General features: G+C 71.3%; 16 protein-coding genes and 1 pseudogene. 7 read left to right on the top strand and 10 right to left on the bottom strand.

Translation table 11 applies throughout. The features are described from left to right. Positions 1-48 precede the first annotated feature (48 nt). Together pdxR and OVA15_RS11400 are read left to right on the top strand one after the other, a co-directional pair. The gene (pdxR, locus tag OVA15_RS11405; protein WP_268145065.1) at positions 49-1,716 is read left to right on the top strand and encodes a MocR-like pyridoxine biosynthesis transcription factor PdxR; all 1,668 of its coding nucleotides are present in this window, start codon (positions 49-51) and stop codon (positions 1,714-1,716) included. Positions 1,717-1,871: 155 nt separating this feature from the next. Beyond that, the gene (locus OVA15_RS11400) at positions 1,872-2,618 is read left to right on the top strand and encodes a CPBP family intramembrane glutamic endopeptidase (RefSeq protein WP_268145063.1); all 747 of its coding nucleotides are present in this window, start codon (positions 1,872-1,874) and stop codon (positions 2,616-2,618) included. Between the two features lie 94 nt (positions 2,619-2,712). On the opposite strand, the gene OVA15_RS11395 is transcribed toward OVA15_RS11400, so the two are convergent. The 5 genes and pseudogenes from OVA15_RS11395 to OVA15_RS11375 form a co-directional block, all read right to left on the bottom strand. Continuing rightward, positions 2,713-3,462, bottom strand: coding sequence for a GolD/DthD family dehydrogenase (locus tag OVA15_RS11395; protein ID WP_006215622.1), 750 nt, complete (start codon positions 3,460-3,462; stop codon positions 2,713-2,715). Next, positions 3,459-3,947 carry a ribose-5-phosphate isomerase gene (locus tag OVA15_RS11390; RefSeq protein ID WP_206390421.1) on the bottom strand — a complete coding sequence of 163 codons (489 nt, stop codon included), beginning with the start codon at positions 3,945-3,947 and terminating at the stop codon, positions 3,459-3,461. Before OVA15_RS11390 ends, OVA15_RS11395 begins: the two co-directional genes overlap by 4 nt. A 107-nt stretch (positions 3,948-4,054) precedes the next feature. Further along, a pseudogene (locus OVA15_RS11385) lies at positions 4,055-5,775 on the bottom strand (dihydroxyacetone kinase family protein). Positions 5,776-5,922: 147 nt separating this feature from the next. Further along, the gene (locus tag OVA15_RS11380; protein ID WP_053446722.1) at positions 5,923-7,221 is read right to left on the bottom strand and encodes an RbtT/DalT/CsbX family MFS transporter; all 1,299 of its coding nucleotides are present in this window, start codon (positions 7,219-7,221) and stop codon (positions 5,923-5,925) included. A 78-nt stretch (positions 7,222-7,299) separates the two neighbouring features. Then, positions 7,300-8,403, bottom strand: a complete 1,104-nt coding sequence (locus tag OVA15_RS11375) for a zinc-binding dehydrogenase (RefSeq protein ID WP_058871542.1) — start codon at positions 8,401-8,403, stop codon at positions 7,300-7,302. A gap of 214 nt (positions 8,404-8,617) precedes the next feature. Here OVA15_RS11375 and OVA15_RS11370 point away from each other — a divergent pair, with 214 nt between their 5' ends. Beyond that, positions 8,618-9,571: a sugar-binding transcriptional regulator gene (locus OVA15_RS11370; RefSeq protein WP_053446720.1), complete on the top strand. Its 954-nt coding sequence runs from the start codon at positions 8,618-8,620 to the stop codon at positions 9,569-9,571. A 78-nt stretch (positions 9,572-9,649) separates the two neighbouring features. On the opposite strand, the gene OVA15_RS11365 is transcribed toward OVA15_RS11370, so the two are convergent. Continuing rightward, positions 9,650-11,143 (bottom strand): FGGY-family carbohydrate kinase, encoded by a 1,494-nt coding sequence (locus tag OVA15_RS11365; RefSeq protein ID WP_053446719.1) that lies wholly within the window; start codon positions 11,141-11,143, stop codon positions 9,650-9,652. A gap of 225 nt (positions 11,144-11,368) precedes the next feature. On the opposite strand from OVA15_RS11365, the gene OVA15_RS11360 reads away from it, so the two are divergent. Continuing rightward, positions 11,369-12,607: a M24 family metallopeptidase gene (locus tag OVA15_RS11360; RefSeq protein WP_235586782.1), complete on the top strand. Its 1,239-nt coding sequence runs from the start codon at positions 11,369-11,371 to the stop codon at positions 12,605-12,607. A gap of 7 nt (positions 12,608-12,614) precedes the next feature. Next, positions 12,615-13,901, top strand: coding sequence for an aminotransferase-like domain-containing protein (locus tag OVA15_RS11355; protein WP_235444550.1), 1,287 nt, complete (start codon positions 12,615-12,617; stop codon positions 13,899-13,901). A gap of 185 nt (positions 13,902-14,086) precedes the next feature. Here the strand turns inward: OVA15_RS11355 and OVA15_RS11350 are convergent, their stop codons facing one another. Next, entirely contained in the window at positions 14,087-15,493 is a 1,407-nt protein-coding gene (locus OVA15_RS11350) for an MFS transporter (RefSeq protein ID WP_268145056.1), read from the bottom strand. Between the two features lie 146 nt (positions 15,494-15,639). Between OVA15_RS11350 and OVA15_RS11345 the strand changes: the two genes are divergently transcribed. Beyond that, complete coding sequence (locus OVA15_RS11345; RefSeq protein ID WP_006214549.1) at positions 15,640-16,302, top strand: GntR family transcriptional regulator; 663 nt, start codon at positions 15,640-15,642, stop codon at positions 16,300-16,302. Between the two features lie 9 nt (positions 16,303-16,311). Here OVA15_RS11345 and OVA15_RS11340 read toward each other — a convergent pair whose 3' ends face one another. The 3 genes from OVA15_RS11340 to OVA15_RS11330 form a co-directional block, all read right to left on the bottom strand. Beyond that, positions 16,312-17,793, bottom strand: coding sequence for an NAD-dependent succinate-semialdehyde dehydrogenase (locus OVA15_RS11340; protein WP_268145054.1), 1,482 nt, complete (start codon positions 17,791-17,793; stop codon positions 16,312-16,314). A gap of 77 nt (positions 17,794-17,870) precedes the next feature. Then, positions 17,871-20,849, bottom strand: a complete 2,979-nt coding sequence (locus OVA15_RS11335) for an FAD-binding and (Fe-S)-binding domain-containing protein (protein ID WP_268145052.1) — start codon at positions 20,847-20,849, stop codon at positions 17,871-17,873. A 9-nt stretch (positions 20,850-20,858) separates the two neighbouring features. Then, positions 20,859-22,139 carry an aspartate aminotransferase family protein gene (locus OVA15_RS11330; protein WP_268145050.1) on the bottom strand — a complete coding sequence of 427 codons (1,281 nt, stop codon included), beginning with the start codon at positions 22,137-22,139 and terminating at the stop codon, positions 20,859-20,861. Positions 22,140-22,202: 63 nt separating this feature from the next. Here OVA15_RS11330 and OVA15_RS11325 point away from each other — a divergent pair, with 63 nt between their 5' ends. Further along, on the top strand, positions 22,203-23,201 hold the full coding sequence (locus OVA15_RS11325) for a D-2-hydroxyacid dehydrogenase (protein ID WP_268145048.1): 999 nt from the start codon (positions 22,203-22,205) through the stop codon (positions 23,199-23,201). The last annotated feature ends 67 nt before the right edge of the window (positions 23,202-23,268 follow it).

Below are 23,268 nucleotides of genomic sequence, written 5' to 3'. Positions count from 1 at the left end.
GATCCACTTCTCGCTGCTTCCAATGGACCAGTGCGGCAGACTCTGCTCATGACTGCACGTTCCTCCGTCGAGCTGACCGTGGTGCTGGAGCGCTCCGGGGCCCTCCCGCTGCCCGTCCAGCTGGCCGACGGCATCCGCTCGCAGGTCGCCTCTCGAGCCCTCGCTCCCGGCGACGCGCTGCCGTCCACGCGCCTGCTGGCATCCCGGCTCGGGGTCTCGCGCGGCACGGTCGTGTCCGCCTACGACCAGCTGATCGGCGAGGGATACCTGCGGGCCGAGCAGGGCCGGCCCACCACGGTGCATCCCGGGCTCGAGCGGATCCACCCGTCGACGCCGGCCTCCCTGCCCGGGTCGGCTCCCTCGCCATCGCCGGGGTCGCCGTCGTCGTTCAGCCCCGCCCCCAGGACTTCTGGGTTCGGCGAGGGGCCGATTCCCCACCCCGCGCCCGTCGCGGACGATGCGGTGGACGGACTGCCGGTCCGCGAGGAGCACCTCCTGGACCTGCGCCCCGGTCAGCCGGACACCAGCCGCGTGGAGGGCCCGGCATGGCGGGCGGCCTGGCGCCATGCAGCCGGTCAGCCGCTGCCCGTCCGCCCCGATCCTGCGGGGCAGGGCGTCCTGCGCCGCGCCTCGGCCGAGCACCTGCGCCTGATGCGCGCCCTGCCTGCGAGCCCCGACCGGCTCGTGATCACCGCCGGCGCCCGCGAGGGCCTGAGCCTGCTGCTGGGGACGCTGTCGGCCCGCTCCGGCCGCGCCCGTCTGCGGGTGGGGGTCGAGACGCCCGGCTACCCGACCCTGCGCGCGGCTGTGGAGGCGCTGGGGCACGAGCGCGTCGCCTGCCCGGTCGACGACGACGGGCTGCGGGTGGATCTCCTGCCCGCAGGAGACGACGCCCCCGACGTCCTGATCGTGACCCCCAGCCATCAGTACCCCCTGGGCGGATCCCTGAGCCTGCAGCGACGGCTGGAGCTGCTCGAGTGGGCGCAGCGCCATGACGTGCTGATCGTCGAGGACGACTTCGACTCCGAGCTGCGCTACGTGGGCGCCCCGCTGCCCACGCTGTCCGCGCTCGATCCCACCGGCGCATCCGTGGCCCTGCTCGGCACGTTCTCCGCTCTGCTCAGCCCCGCCTTGGCCACCGGCTACCTCGTGCTGCCCGACCCGTGGCTCGATCCGGTGCTGGAGCGGCGCCGCCAGCTCGGCGTGCCGGTCTCCGCGCTGACGCAGGCCGCGATCGCGCACCTTCTCGACTCCGGCTACCTGCGCCGGCACACGCGGCGGATGCGCTCGGTCTACGCCCGGCGCCGCGACCGGATCCGGGCGGCCTTCGCCGAGACGCGCCGAGCCCGACTGGCGCCCATGCACGGCGGTGTGGACGTCGTGATCACGACCGACGACGAGGAGGCCGCCGTCGTGGGCCGCTGCCGCGATGCCGGGCTGCTGGTGGGACGCCGCTCCGCCTACTGGAGCGCTGCTTCGCCTCTGCCGAGCGAGGCCAGCGACGTCGACTGCGCGGACCGCAGCGACTGCGGCATCCATGGCGGCAGCGACGGTGAAGTCGCCGGCGACATCAGGGGCGGTGCAGGTGGCAGGGGCGGCGGCGGCATCGTGGTGGGCTTCGCCCGCACCGACGACGAGGTCCTCACCCGGGTCCTTCCGCAGCTCGTCGCCGCCTGCGAAGGCCGCCCCTCCCCCCACCCGCCGAGTGGATGCTGAATTGCGCTGAGAGGGCCGATAGCGCAACTGGGTATCCACTCGGCGGGAGGAGGACTGTCTTGGCGGGAGGATGAGAGGGGAATCGTCCTCCAGGGTGAGGCGGATCGTGCGCGGGGAGGGCGACCCGGGGACGTCGGCATTCCTAGCGTGGAGCCATGCACACCACCACAGCACCGGACGCCTCAGCGGCCCCGCACACTCCTGCCGAACCTCACCCGGGCGCCCGCTTGCACCCGACGCCGCAGATGGCGCATCTGCTCTGGGCCATTGCGGCGTTCGTCGGGAGCCTGGCGGGAGCGGCCATCGGCGGCATCGCCCTCGGCTTCCTGCTGCGCTCGGGGACGGCCATCGCCGTCGGCGTGATGATGGGAGGCGCGCTGGCCGGGTTCGGGCTGCTGCGCCTGGGCCTTCTGGGGCGGATGGGATGGAGCGTGCGCGATCTGGGCTTCCACCGCGGACGCCACAGCCTGCTGCACCTGCTCTGGTTCACCCCGGTCGGCATCATCGCCGCGCTGATCGCCACGGCCATCGCAGGCTCCGCCCTGGGCGCCTCCCCGGCCCAGAGCACGACGAGTCTGCAGACGCTGGAGGCAGGCCCCCTGCTGGGAGTGCCGATGCTGCTCCTGGCCGCAGTGGTGCTGCCCCTGCTCGAGGAGATCGTGTTCCGCCGGGTCCTGCTGGACTGGATGGCCTCGCACATGCCCGTCGGGCTGGCCGCGGCGCTCGTGGTGGTCGTGTTCGCAGCGGCCCATGCGGTGCCGGCGGTGATGCTCTACATCTTCTTCCTCGGGATACCGCTGGTGCTGGCTCGGCTGTGGTTCGGGAACCTGTGGGCGCCGCTGATCGTGCATGCGACCAACAACGCGCTCGTCAGCCTGGTGGCCCTCACGACCCTCACCTGAGCCCGCACGACTCCGCCGAGTGGATCCCCAGTTGCGTTGAGAGCCTCAACAGCGCAACTGGGAATCCACTCGGCGGGGTGGGGTTGGGTGTGAGTCAGACGGAGGTGTACCCGCCGTCGATGACCAGGTTCTCGCCGGTGACCATGGCCGCGTCGTCGCTGGCCAGGTATCCGATCGCCGCGGCGATCTCCTCCGGCTCCGCGAAGCGCCCGGCGGGGATGGCGGCGCGCATCTCGTCGCCGACCGGCCCGGCCCAGGCCTTCTTGCCCAGCTCCGTGGCCACGACCGTGGGCGAGACCGTGTTCACGGTGACGCCACTGGCAGCCCACTCGGCGGCCAGCACCTTGGTCAGCCCCAGCAGCCCCGCCTTCGAGGCGGCGTAGGCGGCGTGGCGCTCCAGGCCCACGAGCGCACCCTGGGAGGCGATGCTCACCACGCGCCCATGGCCCTTCTCACACATGACGCGCCCGGCGGCGCGGCTGAGGCGGAACACGGCCGAGAGGTTCAGGGCGATCGTGGTGTCCCACTTCTCGTCCGAGAGCTCCAGGGCCGGATCCAGCAGGGCGACGCCGGCCGAGTTCACCAGGACGTCGAGGCCGCCGGCCGCATCCACGACGTCGGCGATCACCCGGTCGGCCACGCCGTCCTCGAGCAGATCTGCGACGACCGCGTGATGGCCCTCGCCGAGCCCCGTCATGACATCGATCAGGCGCTCATCGCGGTCGATGCCCACCACGGTCGCCCCGGCGGCGGCGAACCACTGCGCGGAGGCCAATCCGAGCCCGTTGGCGGCGCCGGTGACCGCCACGACCTCGCCGCTGAAGTCGGCGCTCAGGCGGCTCATGCGTCCTCCTGCGGACCGGTCGCTTCCTTCTCGTACTCGCTCAGGGCGGCGACCTTCTCGGCCGAGGCGCTGGACTCATCGAACGTGTAGCCCAGCCACTCCCTGGCCAGGCGACGAGCCAGCTCCAGTCCGATCACGCGCTCGCCCATGCACAGCACCTGCGCGTTGTTGGACAGCACCGAGCGCTCCACCGAGAACGAGTCGTGCGCGGTCACGGCGCGGATGCCCGGAACCTTGTTGGCGGAGATCGCCACGCCCAGTCCGGTGCCGCAGATCAGCAGCGCGCGGTCGGCCTCGCCGGCGGCCACCTTGCGCGCGGCGTCGACGGCCACGTGCGGGTAGGCGGTGTGCTCGTCGTCGCCGACGCCGACGTCGATGACCTCGGCCACACGCGGATCCGCCTCCAGATCCTTCTTCAGCGCGGTCTTGTAGCTGTAGCCGGCGTCATCCCCGCCGACGACGATGCGCAGTCCCTGATCAGCCATGTCCTCCTCCTTCTGCCGGGGCACCCGCCCCGGCGCTTCGTCTGGTTTCAGCTCCAGGCTCGGACGGATCGTGCGCGCGGCACAACCGGTCCGAGCCGGAATCCCTGTCAGTTCGCGGCGGGCGCATCCGTCTGGCCCAGGGTCTCCCCCAGCGAGACCAGGATCAGGCCCATGGAGGTGGCCCCGGCGTCCGGGGTCCCCACCGACTTCTCCGCCAGCGGGCGGGCGCGGCCCACCTTGGGCCGCAGCTCGGCTGTGGCCTCCGCCTGCTCCTGCGCCGTGACGGCCGCCTTGGTCCAGGCCTCCTGCAGGGGAAGCTCCGCGTGCTCCTCGCACAGGGCGTCGACGAACGGCAGCAGCGCATCCAGCAGGGTCTTGTCCCCGCGATGGGCCCCGCCGAGCTGCTGGATGGACTCGGCGAACGAGCGCACGGCCCGGCGGACGTCGTCCTCGGAGTACCCGTCGGCGGCATCGTCGATCTCGCGGCCCGCGGACTCCAGGGCCGCGCCCCACAGCACGCCCGACGTGCCGCCGGCGTACTCGGCCCAGGCCTGGCCGCCGCGGCGCAGCGTCCAGGAGGCTCCCCCTCGGCGGCTGCCGCGTCCACAGCCCTGCGCGCCGCGGAGATGCCCTTGACCATGCCGCGGCCGTGATCGCCGTCTCCGGCCACGGCGTCGATCTCGCCCAGGCGCTGCTCGTTGTCCCGCAGCAGCTGCTCGATCCGCACGGTGGCGTCCTGGACGACGCCGGCGGCCCGACGCCCTGCCTCCGAGGACTCCGGGGCCTGCTCCCTCTCCTCGGCGTCGGCGGCCTCCTCCGCGGAGCTCATGCCCTGCAGCGGCGCCGCCTGCTTGCGGTAGGCCGGGGTGTAGGCATCCGAGGTCCACAGGCGCTCGAGCTCCTCGTCCAGCCAGAACAGGGTCAGCGACGCGCCGCCCATGTCCAGGCTCGTGACGAGCTCACCGACCTCGGGATCGATGATCTCCAGCCCGGCTTCACGCAGCCGCGGGGCGATGCGGCTCCACAGCAGGAACAGCTCCTCGTACTTGGTGGTGCCCAGCCCGTTGACGATCACGCCCACGCGCGAGCCCCTGTCCTGCGGGACGTCCTCGAGCAGCGGGGTCACGAGCATCTCCGCCAGACCGTCGGCGGTGGGCAGCTCGACGTCGCGGATGCCGGGCTCGCCGTGGATGCCCAGGCCCAGGCCCAGGTGGCCCTCAGGCACGGAGAACAGCGGCTCATCCGCTCCGGGCATGGTGCACCCGGAGAAGGCCACGCCCAGGCTGCGGGTGCGCGCATTCGCACTGCTGCCGATGCGCTCGACCTCATCGAGATCGAGACCCTCGGCGGCAGCCGCCCCCATGGCGCGGAAGACCGTGAAGTCACCCGCGATGCCGCGGCGCTTGTCGATCTCCTCGGCGGAGGCGATGTCATCGGTCACCACCACGATGCGGGTGTCGATGCCCTCGTCGTTGAGCCGCTTGGCCGCGATCCCGAAGTTCATGTTGTCCCCGGCGTAGTTGCCGAAGGTCAGGATCACGCCGCGGCCGCGGTGGGCGGCCTTGGCCACCGAGTAGACCTGAGCGGCCGAGGGCGAGGTGAAGATGTTGCCGACCACCGCACCGGCCGCGAAGCCGGGGCCGACGAGCCCCGCGAAGGCCGGGTAGTGCCCGGAGCCGCCGCCGACGATCACTGCCACCTCGGGCTCGCCCTGCGGCAGCCGCACGACGCCGCCGGCCACCTTGCGCAGGCGGTCGGAGTACAGGTCCACGAAGCCGTCGAGCTGATCGTCGCAGAACTCGGCCGGGTCGTTGAAGATCGTGGTCATGATCGGTCCTTCTCGATCCGCGGCGGATCGGTCGACTGAATGTATGTGGTCTTCGGAATATGCGAGGGGCGCGGCCGTCCTCGTGACTGGATCCCGCGAGGTGCGCGGGCAGCGCCCGCCGAGACAGGCCCCGGCGGGCGCTTCGGCTCAGTGGGCCTCGCCGCGGACCTGCGGCACCTTGAGCACGCGGGTCAGTGCGAAGGCCACGCCGTAGAGGACCACGAAGGCCCACACCACGCCGGCGTCGCCGCCCCACGGACGCACGACCGCGACCACGAGCGAGCCCAGGAAGGCCGCGCCACCGGCGGCCGTCGTGTACATGGCCATCGCCGCGCCCTTGTGCTGGGGCGTGAGGTTCGGCATGACCGCGCCCATGGGCACGAAGCCCGCGAGCAGGATGCCGAACACGGTGCCGGCGATCACGGTCAGCCAGTAGCCGTACGTGGAGCCGGGCTCGACCATATGCGGGACGTACCACCAGGCCAGCAGGCCCAGGGCCGATCCGACGATGCCGAACCAGCGCACGGTGCGGATCCAGCCCCACTGATCGCCGATGTAGCCGAACAGGGCGTTGAAGGAGATGTTGCCGGCGAACACGATCGTGGTCATCAGCAGCCACTGGTTCTGGCTCCAGCCGAGATCGTCGACCATCACGGCCGGCAGGATCACGAACATGCCGAACTGCGGGGCGGTGTTGATCAGGCGGACGCAGAAGCCGGCGAAGATGCGCGGCTCGAGCACCATGACGCGCAGACCGCCCAGGATCACGGTTCCGGCGGACTCCCCGGCCGGAGCCAGGCGCTGCAGGCCGCGGGGCTCGCGGACGCCGAACCAGGCGATCAGGAAGCCGGCGAGCACGAGCAGCGAGGAGACGATCATGGCACCGGTCTCGCCGCCGTTGCCGCCGCCGAAGCCCGAGATGGCGAGGATGGCCACCAGGGAGCCCAGGGTCGGCATGCCTCCGGTGAACATCACGTAGAACCAACCCACGGCCGTGGCGTTGCGCGCTCGCGGAGTGACGTGGTTGATCCACACCAGGAACGAGAACGCGAACAGCGGGAAGCCGAAGCCGCGGAAGAAGTACGACAGTGCGATCAGCACCGTGCTGTCGAGCTGGATCGAGAGCAGGAAGGCCGCCTCGAACACGATCCACACCAGGAAGCCCAGCAGCATGACCCGCTTGGGGCCGAAGAGATCGGAGAGGGCACCGGAGAGGTAGGAGCCGACCAGCACGGAGATGCCGTAGATCGAGATGACCGTGGCGGCGAGGTTCTCGTCGCCCACGGCCCGGGCCAGGTGCGGGGAGATGAAGTTGGACTCCACGCCGTTGCCGGTCATGAAGATCAGGACGGCCAGGAAGCCCCACTTGATGGAGTTCGGGATGCCCATGCGGTCGAGGCGGGTCTCCGTCACCGGGGAGTCGGTCGCTGTCGCGGTCTGAGTCATGTGCTTGCTTTCATCCGGGTCGGCGGCCGCGGGCAGTCGCGGCCGCCGACAGGCAGAGGTGGTGAGGTGCTCGGCGTATCAGCCGTGGACGATCGAGACCTTGACGGAGGCTCCACCGGAGTCCCCCACCAGATCCAGGGCGTCCTGGTACTTCTCGAGCGGGAACTGATCCGTGCAGATGCGATCCAGCGGGAGCTTGCCCGACTCGATCATCTTGATCGCGGCCGGCCAGGTGTGGGGGCCCAGGTGGGCGCCGCGGACGTCGAGCTCCTTGTCATCGGAGATGATCGACCAGTCGACCGTGACGTCCGAGCCGAAGACCGAGTACTCCACGAACGTTCCGAGCTTGCGCAGCAGGTTCAGCCCCTGGCTCACGGCCGACGGGTGCCCGGTGCACTCGATGTAGACATCGGCGCCGTAGCCCTCGGTGAGCTCCTTGACCTTGGCGACCGCGTCCTCGCGGCCGATGTTGATCGTGAGGTCCGCGCCGCAGGCCTTGGCCAGATCGAGCTTCTGGTCGTCCATGTCCAGGGCGATCACGGTCAGCGGAGACTTGGCCACCGCGCCGGCGATCGCGCCCAGGCCGATGGGGCCGCAGCCGGCGATCACGACGACGTCCTCGAACGTGATGCCCGCGCGCTCCACGGCGTGCAGCGAGCAGGCCAGCGGCTCGGCGAACGCGGCGTGCTGCGGGGCGACATCCTTGGAGATCCGGTGCACGCGGGCCTGCGGCGGGACGAGCATGAACTCGGCCATGCCGCCGTCGAAGTTGCGGAAGCCGAACATGTCGTGCGGGCCGCACATCCAGTACTCGCCGCGCTGGCAGTAGCGGCACTTGCCGCACGGGACGATCTGCTCGAGGACGATGCGGTCCCCGACCTCCACGCCGTGCTTGCCCAGGCCCTCCGTGCCGCCGCCGACGACCTCGCCGACCAGCTCGTGGCCCGGGGTCACGCCGGTCTGCGCCCAGGCCGGGCGGTTGGCGTCGCCCCAGAACTTGGCGGCGCCGTGGTAGCACTTCAGGTCGCTGGCGCACACGCCGACGGCCTCCATGCGCACGAGCAGCTCATCCTCCTGCGGAGTCGGCTTGGGCCGGGTCTCCATGCGGTAGTCCTCGGGACCGTGCACGACGACCGCCTGCATGGTCTCGGCGCCCTGGGTGGTCGTGGTGTCTTCCGACATGGTGTCCCCTCACAGCTCTGTGATCCGAATTACAGGACAACACTAGATCGCGCTGAACAGATGTCAAGAACAGATGTGCGGACATCTGTCCGACGGACGGGACATGTCGTCATGAAGCGCCGGATGACACGGATCGCGGGCGTTCGCGCGGCATCGGAGCGGCCGCGGGGTAGTGTGAACAGATGTTCACCACCGCCCAGAAGCCGGGGTCCCGATGACCGCTGCCGATCCTCGCCTGCAGCTGGCCTTCGAGGCAGCGGAGGCCTACTACACCCATGGCCGCACCCAGGCGGACGTGGCCCAGCATCTGGGTGTCTCCCGCCCCACCGTCAGCCGCCTGCTCGAGGAGGCGCGCAGATCCGGCATGGTGACCATCACCGTGACGCCGCCGCCCGGCGGAGCGGGCCTGCAGGCGCTGAGCGCCGAGCTGACGCAGGCTCTGGGCGTGCGCAGCGTGCGGATCTCCTCCGGCGGCGGGCGCGAGACCTCGCTGGGCGCGGCCCTGGTCCAGCAGACGTCCCAGGCCCTGCTCGACTACCGGCTGCGGCCCGGCGACGTCCTGGTCGTGGCCTCGGGGCGCACGGTCTACGAGCTGAGCCTCGAGAAGCTGCCCCAGCTGCCCGGGCTCGTGCTGGTGCCCGGCGTGGGAGGGCAGGCCGACCCCGAGCCGTGGTTCCAGACCAACGAGCTCGTGCGCACCCTGGCGCACAAGACCGGCGGCAGCCCCCGGTTCCTGTTCGCCGAGGCCAAGCCGTCCCCCGCCCTCTACGAGGCGCTGCGCACGGACCCCAGCTTCCGCAGCATCCAACAGCTGTGGGCCGGCGCCTCCGCCGCGATCCTGGGCATCGGCGCTCCGCCGCGGACCCGCAGCTCGGTCACCTCCGGCATCCCGGTGGACGACCCCGCGGTCCTCACCGCCGCCGGCGACGTTTGCCTGCACTTCATCCACCCCGACGGCCGCCCGCTGGAGTTCCCGGACTCCGAGCGGCTGGTGCGCATCCCTCTGGACGACCTCCTGGCGATCCCGCAGCGCCTGGCCGTGGCCGCCGGCACCGAGAAGGTGCCGAGCATCATCGCCGCCGCGCGGATGGGCTGCTTCCACGATCTGGTGACGGATCAGCCGACCGCCCGCGCCCTGGCCGAGACCCTGCTTCCGCCGCCTTCCTGACCCCCCCCCGCCGAGTGGATGCCCAGTTGCGCTATCGGGGCTCTCAGCGCAACGGGACATCCACTCGTCGGGGGCGGGTCAGGCCTGGACGGGGGTGTCGCTGCGGCGCTGCAGCTCGGCCAGGCGATGCATGGTCTCCCGGTTGTCCCGGTAGAGCTGCGTGTAGAGCCCGAAGATCTCGTCGTAGAGCTCGCGGTGCTGCGGATCGGGCTCCACCGTCTCCCCGATGCACGCCCAGTCCCGGGTGTCGATCCCCGACGTGGTCTCCGCCGCCAGCATGGCCGCCCCGTAGGAGGCGCCGATCGTCTGATCCGGGATCTGCTGCGAGCGCCCGGTGACATCGCTGACGATCTGCACCCACAGCCGCGACTGCGTACCGCCGCCCACGGCTACGAGCCGCTCCGGGCGCTCGACCCCCTCCTCGAGCAGGTCCAGGATCTGGCGCAGGCCGCAGGCGATGCCCTCGTAGGTCGCCCGGAAGATCTCTGCCGGACCGTGGGAGAGCGTCAGGCCGATGACGGTGCCGCGGGCGTCGGGATCGAAGATCGGGGTGCGCTCGCCCGCGAAGTACGGCAGCACCACGAGCCCGCGCGCCCCCGGCGGAACCGAGCCGGCCTCCTCGACGAGCTGCCCGAAGTCCGGATCGCCCCACTGCCCGCGCCACCACGAGGTCAGGCTGCCCGAGGTCGCGGTGCCCGCGGCCAGGCAGCGCGAGCCCTCCGTGATGCCAGCCGTGGACCACAGCTGCGCCTCATGGGCCTGGCTGCGCAGGTTCTGCACGACGAAGAACGTGGAGCCGTACTGGAGCATGGTGTCGCCGGGGGCGCGCACGCCGGCGCTCCAGGCCTCGGTCCAGGCGTCGACGGTCCCGGCACAGACCGGGGTGCCCTCGGGCAGGCCGGTGGCCCGGGAGGCCTCCGCGGAGATCGACCCGACCGCCTCGTTCGCCCAGGCCAGGCGTGGGCGCTCCAGGTGCTCCGCGATCTCGTCGTACCAGTCCTCGGCCCAGGTCTCGGCGGTGAGGTCGTAGAGCGGATCCGACTGGCTGGCGGTGTGGTGATCGAGCACGTACTCACCAGTGAGCATGCCGAGGATGTACGAATGCGCGCTCCCCCAGCGCACGGCCCGCGTGAAGCTGTCCGGCTCGTGATCGCGGACCCAGCGCATCTTGGGGCCGATCGACTGGCTGGACAGGGAGTTGCCGCACCGTGCGACGATCCGCTCGTCGCCGAGCTGCTCGGTGAGGTCCTCGATCTCCTGGAAGGCCCGGGTGTCCACGCCGTAGAGGATCGCGGCGCGCACGGGCGTGAAGTCCTCCTCCATGAGCACCAGGCACGGTCCCATGCCGCTGACGCAGACGCCGTGGACCTGCTCGGCATCCTGCCCCTCGAGCAGCCGCTGCGAGATCTGCTGGATCTCGGGCCACCACTGCTGCTGGGCGTCGAACTCGGCCCATCCCGTGGAGGGCGAGGACATCGTGTGGGTCACCGACTCCTTCCGCAGGATGGTGCCGTCGCCATCCACCAGGACACCCTTGGTGCTGCCCGTGCCGATGTCGATGCCGATGTGCATGACCGCCCCTCCGTCGCCGATGTGCCCCGAGCCTATCCTCGGGATCCGTCACGCCCGTGAGCCGCGCCACCACCCCGCTCCCCCTCCCGCCGAGTGGATGCCCAGTTGCGCTGAGAGCCCCGATAGCGCAACTGAGCATCCACTCGCGGGAAGGGGGATGTGCGGATTGTTGACAATCCGACGCGGTGTTCTAGGGTCGGGATCGTGAGCAGCACTCAGTTCCCCATGGGAAACCGCGACTACGCCGCCCCGGAGCCGGAGCGGACGCCCGATGACGACGTCCGCCCGCCGCTCTTCAGGCGCGCCGAGTACGACCGCCGACTGAAGGCAGTGCGCGAGCAGATGGAGTACCAGGGCCTCAGCGCCCTGATCGTCACGGATCCGGCGAACATCTTCTATCTGACGGGCTACGACGCCTGGTCGTTCTACACCCCGCAGCTGCTCTTCGTGGCCGACGAGGGCGAGATGCTGCTGCATCTTCGGGAGATGGACGCCAACGGCGCCTTCCGCACCGCCTGGCTGCCGCCGGAGCAGATCGTGGGCTACCCGGAGCGCTATGTGCACCGCCCGCACCTGCACCCGTTCGACTGGATCGCCTTCAGCCTGCGCCGCCGGGGCCTCATCGCCCGCGCCACCCGCGGCGCCGTCGGCCTGGAGATGGACGCCCACTTCTTCTCCCCCAAGGGGTTCCGCAGCCTGCTCAACGCCTTGCCGGAGTGGAAGCTCGTGGACTGCTTCGAGCTCGTGAACTGGGTCCGCGCCGTGAAGTCGGAGGCCGAGATCCAGTACATGCGCACCGCGGCACGCGTCACCACGGCCGCCATGCAGGCCGCGATCGACACGATCGGCGTGGGAGTGCCGCAGAACATGGTGGCCGCCCAGATCGCCCGTGCGCAGGCCGAGGGCGACGGCGAGGCCTGGGGCGACTTCCCCGCGATCGTCCCCATGCTGCCCACCGGAACCTCCGCGGACACCCCGCACCTCACCTGGTCGGACCGCGTGCTCACCGAGGGCGACGCCGTCGTCGTCGAGCTCGCCGGCGCCCACCGCCGGTACCACGTCCCCCTGGCCCGCACGGTGATGCTGGGCGAGCCCACCGACGACCTCCTGCGCCTGGAGGACGCCGTGGCCGAGGGCCTGCAGGTCGTGCTCGACACCGCCGCCGAGGGCGTGCCCGTACGCGAGCTCGCCCGCGCCTGGAACTGGTCGCTGGCCCGTCACGGCCTGGAGAAGGACAGTCGCCTGGGCTACTCCGTGGGCATCGGCTACCCGCCGGACTGGGGCGAGCGCACGATCAGCATCCGCACCGAGGACGAGACCGTCCTGGCCGAGAACATGACCTTCCACGTCATCTGCGGCATGTGGATGACCGGCTTCGGCTACGAGGTCTCGGAGTCCGTGCGGATCACCCGCTCCGGCGCAGAGACCTTCACCTCGTTCCCGCGTTCCCTCATCAGGAAGTGAGCAGATCATGACGACCCCGCACCTGAGCACCGTCTCCGGACTCGAACCTCGTCCGACCGAGGGCATCGCCGGCGATCCGCACGAGGGCCTGCTCCCGCTGGCCTCCCGCGCCGATGGCCTCGTGGGCTCGGTCATCGACTCGTCGACGTCGCTGCTGGCCGCACAGACCCACGACATCGTGCGCTTCGCCATGGGGGCCCCGGCGGCGGAGGTCATCCCCACCGAGCAGTTCCGGCGCCTGGCCGGCGAGGTCCTGGACGACAGCTCGTTCACCTACGGCGCCACCGAGGGCGAGCCCGGACTGCTCGAGACCATCGTCGCGCTCGGCACGGAGACCGGGCACCCCACCCGCCCGGAGCGGATCGTGGTGACCTCCGGCGGCATGCAGGGCCTGGACATCGCCTTCAAGCTGTTCGTGGATCCCGGAGACCTGGTGGTCGTCGAGAGTCCCACCTACACCAACGGCTCGGGCACCGCGCTGAGCTACGGCGCGGAGATCCTCGAGATTCCCATGGACGACGACGGCATGGACATCGACGCCCTCGAAGCACAGGTCGGCGAGCTCGGACGCAAGCCCCGGCTGATCTACACGATCCCCAACTTCCAGAACCCCTCCGGGACCACGCTGAGCCCTGAGCGCCGCAAGCGCCTCCTCGAGCTGGCGCACGAGTGGGGCAGCGTGATCCTGGACGACGATCCGTACGGCGAGCTGCGCTTCAGCGGCCATGACGTGCCGAGCTTCGCCGAGCTGAGCCCCGAGGACCCCCTGGTCTTCTCCGTGCGCACCTTCTCCAAGGTCCTGGCCCCGGGACTGCGCGTGGGGTGGATCGACGCCGATCCTCGCATGCGCGATCTCGTGATCGCGGCCAAGCAGGCTATGGACACGTGCACCAACGTGCCGAACCAGCACGTGGTGGAACGCTTCATCCGCCAGGGCGGCTACCAGGAGCACCTCGAGGGGCTGCGCACCGAGTACCGTCGGCGCAAGGAGGCCATGGACGCCTCGATCGCCCGCCACCTGGGCGATCGAGTGGTCACCACCGACCCGCAGGGCGGCTTCTTCCTGTGGGTCACCCTGCAGGGCGAGGACGCGCGCATCTCCACGAGCCGCCTCTTCGAGATCGCACTGGCCGAGGGCGTCGCCTTCATCCCGGGACCTGCGCTGTCCCCGTCGGGCCGGTTCCAGGACGCCTTTCGGCTGTGCTTCGCCTCCTCGACCCCCGAGCGCACGGAAGAGGGCCTGCAGCGACTGGCCCGCGCACTGGACATCGCCCGCGCGGAGCTGGGCGGCTGAGCCGCACGACGACGCGGCTGAGCGGGTTTCCCGAGAATCCCTGCGCAGCGCCCAGCCGCTGAGCGCTCAGGAGCACGACGGAGGCGGGGCCCGGACCGATCGGTCCGGGCCCCGCCTCCGTCGCCTGGTGCTGCCGCCCCGAGCGGGCCGATCGGCCCCGCGGCGCGGGGACATGAGAGGGCAGCTCAGGCCTTCCCGGCGCGGATCCGCACGATCTCCTGCGGCCCCGTCTCCGGGATGTCGTTGCCGCGCAGAGACGCGCCCACGGTCTCCTTCATGAAGTGCACCGCGATCAGTCCGACGATGCAGGCCGCGCCCATGTAGAACGCCGGCACCAGCGGGCTGCCGGTCGCCTCGATCAGCGCCTCGTTGACCGACGGGGCGGTGCCGCCGAACAGCGAGGTGGAGACGTTGTAGGTGATCGCGAACCCGGCGAAGCGCACCTTGGTGGGGAACATGGCCGGGAAGGTCGCCGAGATCGTGGCCAGCTGGAGGACGTAGAGCAGGCCCAGGACGCTGATGCCGATCAGCGTGCCCCATACGCCCTGCGACATCAGCATGTACATGGGCACGGACATCACGATCAGCCCGATCAGGGAGATCCGCCACACGGGCTTGCGCCCCAGCCGGTCGGACAGCGACCCCGCGAAGGGGATCAGCAGCATCATGCCGAACTGCGTGACGAACGAGATCGTCAGCACCGTCTGGTACTCCATGCCGCCGGTGCCCTCGAGGTAGGTGGGCATGTAGCTGAGCAGCGTGTAGTTCACGACGTTCACGGCGATGACCAGCCCGGCCATGGTGAGGATCGGGCGCCAGTAGCCGGTGAGCAGGTCCTTGAGCCCGCCGAGGGCGCTGTCCTGGGTGGCGTCGAGCTCCTCGGCCTCCTCGAACACGGGGGTCTCCCCCAGCTTGGAGCGCAGGTACATGCCGATCAGGCCCATGGGGCCGGCGATCAGGAACGGGATGCGCCATCCCCACTCCATCATGCCGTCATGGCCCAGGAAGGTCTCGCCGAGCAGCACGATCAGGGACCCCAGGGCGAAGCCGCCCATGGTGCCGAACTCCAGGAAGCTGCCCAGGAAGCCGCGCTTGCGGTCCGGGGCGTACTCCGCCATGAAGGTCGCTGCGCCGCCGTACTCGCCGCCGGTGGAGAAGCCCTGCACGGCGCGCAGGACGATCAGCAGGATCGGGGCCAGGACGCCGATGGTCTCGAACGAGGGCAGCAGACCGATGCAGAACGTGGCGCCGGCCATCAGGATGATCGTCAGCGCCAGGATCGCCTTGCGGCCCAGGCGGTCGCCGAGCGGGCCCCAGAACAGGCCGCCGAGCGGACGGACCAGGAACGAGAAGGCGAAGGTGGCCAGCGCCAGGACGGTGCCGTACTCGCCGGGGAAGAAGTTGTGGGTGATGTAGCCGACCGAGACCGCGTAGACGCCGTAGTCGAACCACTCCGTCGCGTTGCCGATCGCGGAAGCGGCGACGGCGCGGTGGACGGTGCCCGCATCGGGCGCGGCGGGCTGGTGATCGGCGTCGTGCGCCGACGGGTCGCGCTGCGACCCCGGATCCTGTCCTGTTTGCGACGAGCTCATGGCAGTCTCCCTCGTAGGATTGTCAACAATCATTGAAGCATCTGACCCCTCCCACCTCAAGCCCATGTCGCCCATTGACCAGAGCGACGCGCTGGGAGCGCACGGTAGGATCGTCGACAATCGTCAACGCCCACCCGGAGGCCTCCTTGCCGCCCGCTGCACTGAACCCCGTCGTCCAGGAGTCCACCCCCGCGCTGATCGCCCGGCAGCTGCGCCGCGCGATCGGCGAGGGGGAGCTGGCTCCGGGACAGCAGCTCAACGAGGCCGCGCTCAGCCGCAGCCTCGGCGTCAGCCGCGGCCCCCTGCGCGAGGCCATGCAGCGCCTCACCCAGGAGGGCCTGCTCGTCAGCGTGCGGAATCGCGGCGTCTTCGTCATCGAGGTCACCGACGACGACGTCCGCGACATGTACCTGGCCCGCACGGCGCTCGAGCGCGCCGCTGCCGCACATGCTGCGGAGACGGATCCTGCCGCGGCGCAGGAGCAGCTGCTGCGGATCGTGCAGGAGATGGAGGACGCGGCCGGCCGCGGCGACCTCGTGGCCGTCACCGAGGCCGACATCGACTTCCACACCACGCTCGTGTCCCTGGCGCACAGCCCGCGGCTGACCCGGATGCACACCACGCTCATGGTCGAGACCCGCATGTGCATCACCGCCCTGGAGCAGCGCTACAGCTCGCAGTCCCCGCGGCTGCAGGAGCATCGGCACATCGCCGAGGCGATCGGCCGCGCCGATCTGGCCGGGCTGGACCGCCTGCTCGTCGGCCACATGGAGGACGCAATCGGCAGGCTGGTCGCGGCCCTGGACTGAGGCCGGGCTTCAGCCGCGCGGCATGGCCATGTACTTGGTCTCCAGGAACTCGTCGATCCCCACGCGGCCGCCCTCCCGGCCCAGGCCTGAGGCCTTGATGCCGCCGAACGGAGCCGCGGGATTGGAGACGATGCCGGTGTTCAGCCCGACCATCCCGACCTCCATGGCATCGCCCACGCGGAAGGCGCGCTCGAGGTCCCGGGTGAACAGGTAGCCGGACAGCCCCCAGGCAGTGTCGTTGGCCAGGGCGATGGCCTCCTCCTCCGTGTCGAACGGAATCACCGGGGCCACCGGCCCGAAGATCTCCTCGCTCATCAGGCGGGAGGACGGATCGACGCCGGAGAGGACGGTCGGGCTGAAGAAGTAGCCGGGGCGATCCGGGCGCGAGCCGCCGCAGACCACCTCTGCGCCGCGCTGCACGGCGTCGTCCACGAGATCCTCGACCTTGCGCAGGGCCTTGGGCTCCACGAGCGGGCCCACCTGGATCCCCTCGTCCAGGCCGTCGCCCACGGCCAGGATGTCCAGGCGCTGGGCGAGGCGGCGGGAGAACTCGTCGGCGACCGAGCGCTGCACGTAGATGCGGTTGGCGGCGGTGCAGGCCTCGCCCATGTTGCGCATCTTGGCCGCGAACGCACCCTCGACCGCGACATCCAGATCGGCGTCCTCGAAGACCAGGACCGGCGCGTTGCCGCCGAGCTCCATGGACGAGCGCATCACGTGCTGCGAGGCCTGCTCGAGCAGCTTCACGCCCACCGCCGTGGACCCGGTGAAGCTGACCTTGCGGGCGATCCCGCTGGACATCCATGGCTCGACGACCGAGCCTGCATCCGTCGTGCACACGATGTTCAGCACACCGGCAGGCACCCCCGCCTCCAGCAGGATGTCGGCCAGCGCCAGCGACGTCAGCGGGGTGAGCTCTGCGGGCTTGAACACCATGGTGCAGCCTGCGGCGATGGCCGGGGCGACCTTGCGCGCGCCCATGGCCAGCGGGAAGTTCCAGGGCGTGACCAGCACGCACGGACCCACCGGCTGCTGGGAGACCATGAAGCGGGTCTTCCCGTCTCCGGAGAGCACCTGGTCCCCGCCGATGCGGACGGCCTCCTCGGAGAACCACCGCAGGAACTCGGCGGCGTAGGCGACCTCCCCCTTGGCCTCGGCCAGCGGCTTGCCCATCTCCGAGGTCATGATCAGCGCCAGCTCGCCCTGGCGGGCCATGACCAGGTCGAAGGCCCGGCGCAGGATCTCGCTGCGCTCGCGCGGAGCGGTGCGGGCCCAGTCGGCCTGGGCGCATCCTGCCGCTTCGATCGCCCGGCGGGCGTCCTCCGGTCCGCCATCGGCCACCGTGGCGATGACCTCCTCCGTGGCGGGGTTGATCACCTCGAAGCGGGCGCCGGAGGCGGACTCGCCCCAGGCGCCGTCGATGAGCAGCCCTGTGATCAGCCCGGAGATGACCTCGGAGGCGGTGCGGGAGGCGGGGTCCTGGGCGTTCATCGTGGCTCCTCTTTCCGGAAGTCTCTGCTGGGGTCTCGCGGGTGGTCACTGGGGTGGCCCGGCGCAGCGCGTCGGGTTCACGGGGCATGCTGCGGGCCCGACGGCGGCCTGGGGTCCAGCAGCTGCGCCAGGTGCAGACCAGGGCGCTGCGGATCCAGATGCCCCACCTGCATGGCGCAGGAGAACCCGTCGGTGAGCACGGGGTCCTCGCGCTCGGTGCGCCGCAGCGCCGGGGTCAGGGCGTTGTCCGCCACCTGCATGCTGACGTCGTAGTGCTGGGCCTCGAAGCCGAAGTTCCCGGCCACGCCGCAGCACCCGGTGGCGTCGACGACCTCGCCCACACCTGCGGCAGCGAGCACCCGGCGCTGGGCGGCGGGACCGAACACGGAGTGCTCGTGGCAGTGGGTCTGCAGCACCACGCGCTCAGGTGCCGGGACTGCGGGCGAGGGCCGCCAGCCCTGCGCCGTCTGCTCGGCCAGATGTGCTGCGAAGCTGCGGACCCTGCGCGAGACCCGCCGCGCCTGGTCGGTGGGCACGAGCTCCGGCAGGTCCTTGCGCAGGGCGGCCGCGCAGCTGGGCTCGATCACGACGATGGGACGGTCGGTGCCGTCGTCGAGGACCACGGCCGCCCGGGACAGCAGCCGCCGAGCGGTCCCGAGCTGCCCCGTGGAGATCCAGGTGAGCCCGCAGCACGCCTCTGCCGAGCACTCGACCCGCTCTCCGGCCTGCTCCAGCACGCGGGCGGCCGCGCCGGCGGCCTCCGGGCGGAATCCGCGGGTGAAGGTGTCGACGAAGAGCACGGCGTCGCCCGCGCCCGGGGCGAGAGCGGTCTGCTCGACCTCTCGCCTCCACTGCCCCGCACTTGCGAAGCGCGGCATCCGGCGCTTCGGCGTCAGACCGCCCGCAGCGGCCGCGAGGCGGGCCAGCGGCGTGGCCAGCAGTGCGTTGACGACCGGTGCGATCCGTCCGGCCACGACCAGCCAGCGCGGCAGCCATCCCAGGGAGAAGTGTGCGATGGGTCGCAGGCGCCCGGCGTAGTAGTGGTCGAAGAACTCCGACTTGTACGTGGCCATGTCGACCCCGGCGGGGCAGTCGGTCGAGCACGCCTTGCAGGACAGGCACAGGTCCAGCGCCTCGCGGACCTCCTCGGAGCGCCACCCCTCCTGGACGCTGCTCGCGCCCCGGACCATCTCCTGAAGGACCCGAGCGCGTCCGCGCGTGGAGTCCTTCTCATCGCGCGTGGCCCGGAAGCTGGGGCACATCACCCCTCCGGTGTCCGCGCGGCAGCGCCCCACGCCGATGCAGCCCTGGACGGCGTGCACCCAGGGGTCGGGGGCGCTCTGGCCGGCGCCCGCTCCGCCGGCCGCACCTGAGGTGTGGGAGTGGGCGGGGCTGAGATCGAAGCTCGTGCGCCACTCGCGCTGCGGGACGCCCTCCAGGGCCAGGTGGTCGTCCATCCGGTCGGGCTCGGTCATGATGCCCGGGCTGAGCATGCCCTCCGGGTCCCACAGCCGGCGGAAACGCACGAAGGCGGCCAGGACCTGCGGCGAGTACATCAGCGGCAGCAGCTCGGAGCGGGAGCGCCCGTCGCCGTGCTCGCCCGATAAGGACCCGCCGTGGCGCACCACGAGCCGGGCCGCAGCCTGAGTGAACTCGCGGAAGACCCTGCGGCCGTCGTCGGTGCGCAGGTCGTAGGTGATCCGGATGTGCATGCAGCCGGCGCCGAAGTGCCCGTACATGACCCCGTCCAGCCCGTGCTCGTCCATCAGCACCCGCAGCCCGGCCAGGTAGTCGGCCAGGTTCTCCGGGGCCACGGCCGAGTCCTCCCAGCCCGGCCAGGACTCGCCGCCGCTGGCCAGGCGCGAGGACAGCCCCGCCCCATCCTCGCGGACGCGCCACAGGGAGGCGCGCTCCGCCGGGTCCGGGACGGCCTGGCCCTCCACGAGCCTGCCGTTGCGCGCCAGCCGCTCCAGCAGCCGCTCGGCCTGGCCCTCGACGGCGGCCTGGTCTTCACCGTCCAGGTCCACGAACAGCCAGGCGCGGCCGTCGGGCAGTCCCAGAACGGAGTCCGGACCGCGGCGCGCCCGCATGGTCTCCACGATCGCGGCGTCGGTGCCCTCCACCGCCGCTGGGGAGAACTCGAGGATCGTCCTGATGTCGCGGGCGGCATCCACGACGTCGTCGTAGCCCAGGCACACGAGCAGCGCGCTGGGCGGTCTGGGCACCAGGCGCATGCGGGCCCCGACCACCAGGGCGCAGGTGCCCTCCGAGCCCACGAGCGCGCGGGCGATGTCCAGCCTGTGCTCGGGCAGCAGGTTCTGCAGGTGATAGCCAGAGACCTGCCGCTGGATGCGTCCGAGCTCGAGCCGGAAGGGCGCCAGGTTCTCCCGGCCGAGCTGCTCCAGCTGCCCCAGCAGCTCACGGGCGCGTCGCTCGGAGTGCACGTCGTGCGGATCGGTGGCGCGCAGACCACGGTTGGTCGCGGTGAGACGGGCGCCGTCGGTCGTGACGACGTCGATCTCGACCACGTGGTCCGAGGTCCGCCCGTAGCGCACCGAGTGGTTGCCGCAGGCGTCGTTGCCGATCGCCCCGCCGACCGTGGCCCGGTTCTTGGACGACGGGTCCGGGGCGAACGTGAGCCGCCCGCCTGTGGCCGCCTCGACCTCACGGGTCAGATCCGCCAGGACCACCCCGGGATCGACGTCGACGGTCCGCGCGTCCTCATCCAGGACGCGGATGGCCGTGAGGTGGCGCGAGAAGTCCACGACGACGCCGGGGCCCACCGCGTTGCCCGCCATGGATGTCCCGCCGCCCCGTCCGATGAGGGGCGTGCCGGTCTCGCGGCACACGCGCACGATCGCCAGGACGTCGTCGGCGCTGCGCGGGAAGACGACGGCCAGCGGGACCACGCGGTAGTTCGAGGCGTCGTAGGAGTACTCGGCCAGCCTCCGGGCGGAGGCCTCCGCCTGGAGGCCGGCCTGCTGCATCCGGTCCAGGATCTCGTCGGCATCGCCCTGCGGGGCCTGGGTGTCGCTGCGGAGGGCGGCCTCGCTCATGGGCAGACCTCAGGCGCCGGTGGTGCCGGACGGGGCCGAGGAGACGACGGCTTCCACGGCCGCCTCGAAGCGCTGCAGGCCCAGGGCGATCTCCTCCTCGCTCACCACGAGCGGGGGGATCAGGCGCACGACGTTGCCCGCCGGACCGCAGGTCAGGCTGAGCAGGTCCTGCTCCGTGGTGGCCTGCTGGACCGCGGCGGCGGTGGCGGCATCAGGGGAGCCGTCCGGCGCGGTGAACTCGATGCCCTGCATGAGCCCCAGGCCGCGGACGTCGCCGATGACCGGGAAGCGCTGCTGGATCTGCTTCAGTCCGGCCTGCAGCTGCTCGCCGCGGGCCCGGGAGTTCTCCACCAGCCCCTCCTTCTCGACCACCCCGAGCGTGGCCACACCGGCGGCGGCCGAGACGGCATTGCCTCCGTACGTGCCGCCCTGCGAGCCGGGCCAGGCCTTGGACATCAGCTCGGTCGAGGCGGCGATCGCGGAGATCGGGAAGCCGGAGGCGATGCCCTTGGCGGTGATGAGGACGTCCGGGCGGGCGGAGCTGTGCTGGTGGCCCCAGAACTTCCCGGTGCGCCCGACGCCGGCCTGGACCTCGTCGAAGATGAGGAGGATCCCGTGGCGGTCGGCGCGCTCGCGCAGCCCCTCCAGGAAAGCGGGAGGCGTGGGGATGTAGCCGCCGTCGCCCAGCGCGGGCTCGATCAGGAAGGCTGCGGTGTCTGAGGGCGCGGTGCGGGTCTGCAGGAGGTAGTCGAGCTCCTTCAGCGCGAACTCCACGGCGGTCGGCTCGTCCCAGCCATAGCGGTAGGCGTAGGGGAAGGCGGACATGTGGACCCCGGCCATCAGCGGGGCGAAGCCCGCCGAGAACTTGGTGCCGGCGGTGGTCAGGGAGGCCGCGGCGACAGTGCGGCCATGGAAGCCGCCCTGGAACACGACGATGTTGGGGCGGCCGGTGGCCATGCGCGCCAGGCGGATCGAGGCCTCGACCGCCTCCGAGCCGGAGTTGGCGTAGAACACCGAGTCCAGCCCCTCCGGCAGGACCTCGCCGAGCTTCTCCGTCAGCTCCAGCAGCGGCTTGTGCATCACGGTCGTGTACTGGGCGTGGATGATCTTCCCGACCTGCTCCTGCGCCGCGGCCACGACCTCCGGGTGGCAGTGCCCGGTGCTCGTGACGCCGATCCCGGTGGTGAAGTCGAGGTACTCGCGTCCGTCGGTGCCGTAGATCCAGCTGCCGCGCGCGTGATCCACGACCACCGGGGTCGCCTGCTTGAGGACGGGACTCAGAGATGTCATGCCTCACATTCTCCGAACCGCGCCGCAGGATTGTCAACAATCCGACATCGCTACAGTGGAGGCATGAGCACCGCGAGCCCGTCCCCGCAGTCCGAGTCCCGGCCCCGCCTGGTCGTCCTCACGACCGAGACCACGCCGCCCCCGTCCGGCGCCGCCCGCTTCGAGGAGCTGGCCGAGGTGACCTGGACCGATGCCGAGGGACTGCCGCAGGCGATCGCCGGCGCGCAGATCCTGCTCGTGTGGGACTTCTTCTCCGGGGCCCTGCGCGAGGCCTGGCCGCACGCCGATGCCCTCGAGTGGGTCCATGTGGCGGCCGCGGGCGTCGATTCGCTGCTGTTCGACGAGCTGCGCGACTCCCCCGTGACCGTCACCAACGCGCACGGGGCCTTCGACACCCCGATCGCCGAGTTCGTCCTGGCCTCGATCCTGGCCCACGACAAGCAGCTGCACCGCTCCGAGCGGCTGCAGCGCGAGCGCACGTGGCAGCACCGGGAGACTGCGCTGAGCGCAGGGCGTCGGGTCCTGGTGATCGGCACGGGCGGGATAGGCCGGGCCACGGCGCGGCTGCTGAAGGCCGTCGGCATGGAGGTCATGGGTGCAGGGCGCACAGCGCGCCGGGACCCGGACTTCGGGACGATCATCGCCAGCGACGAGCTCGTGGAGCACGTGGGGTGGGCCGATCACGTCGTGCTGATCGCGCCGCTGACCGAGCAGACCCACGGGCTCGTCGACGCCGCCGTGCTGGAGCGCATGAAGCCCACCGCCCACCTGGTCAACGCGGGTCGCGGCGCCCTGGTGGATGAGCCGGCGCTGATCGCGGCGCTGCAGCGGGGGCAGATCGCGGCGGCTTCCCTGGACGTCGTCTCCCAGGAGCCCCTGCCGCAGGACTCGCCGCTGTGGGACATGGACGAGGTCCACCTCTCGGCGCACATGAGCGGCGATGTGGTGGGCTGGCGGGACACGCTCAGCGACCAGTTCGAGCGCAACCTCCGGGCATGGGTCCAGGGGCGCCCCCTGACGAACGAGGTCGACAAGCAGAAGGGCTACGTCCGAGGCTCCTGACCGCTCTCCGCCCCGCCGAGTGGACAGCTGCTTGCGCTATAGCTGCACATAGCGCAACTGGGTATCC

The organism is Kocuria sp. SL71, from assembly GCF_026672465.1.
In the GTDB taxonomy this organism is placed as follows: domain Bacteria; phylum Actinomycetota; class Actinomycetes; order Actinomycetales; family Micrococcaceae; genus Kocuria; species Kocuria palustris.
This window is presented reverse-complemented; position numbering and strand designations above follow the sequence as displayed.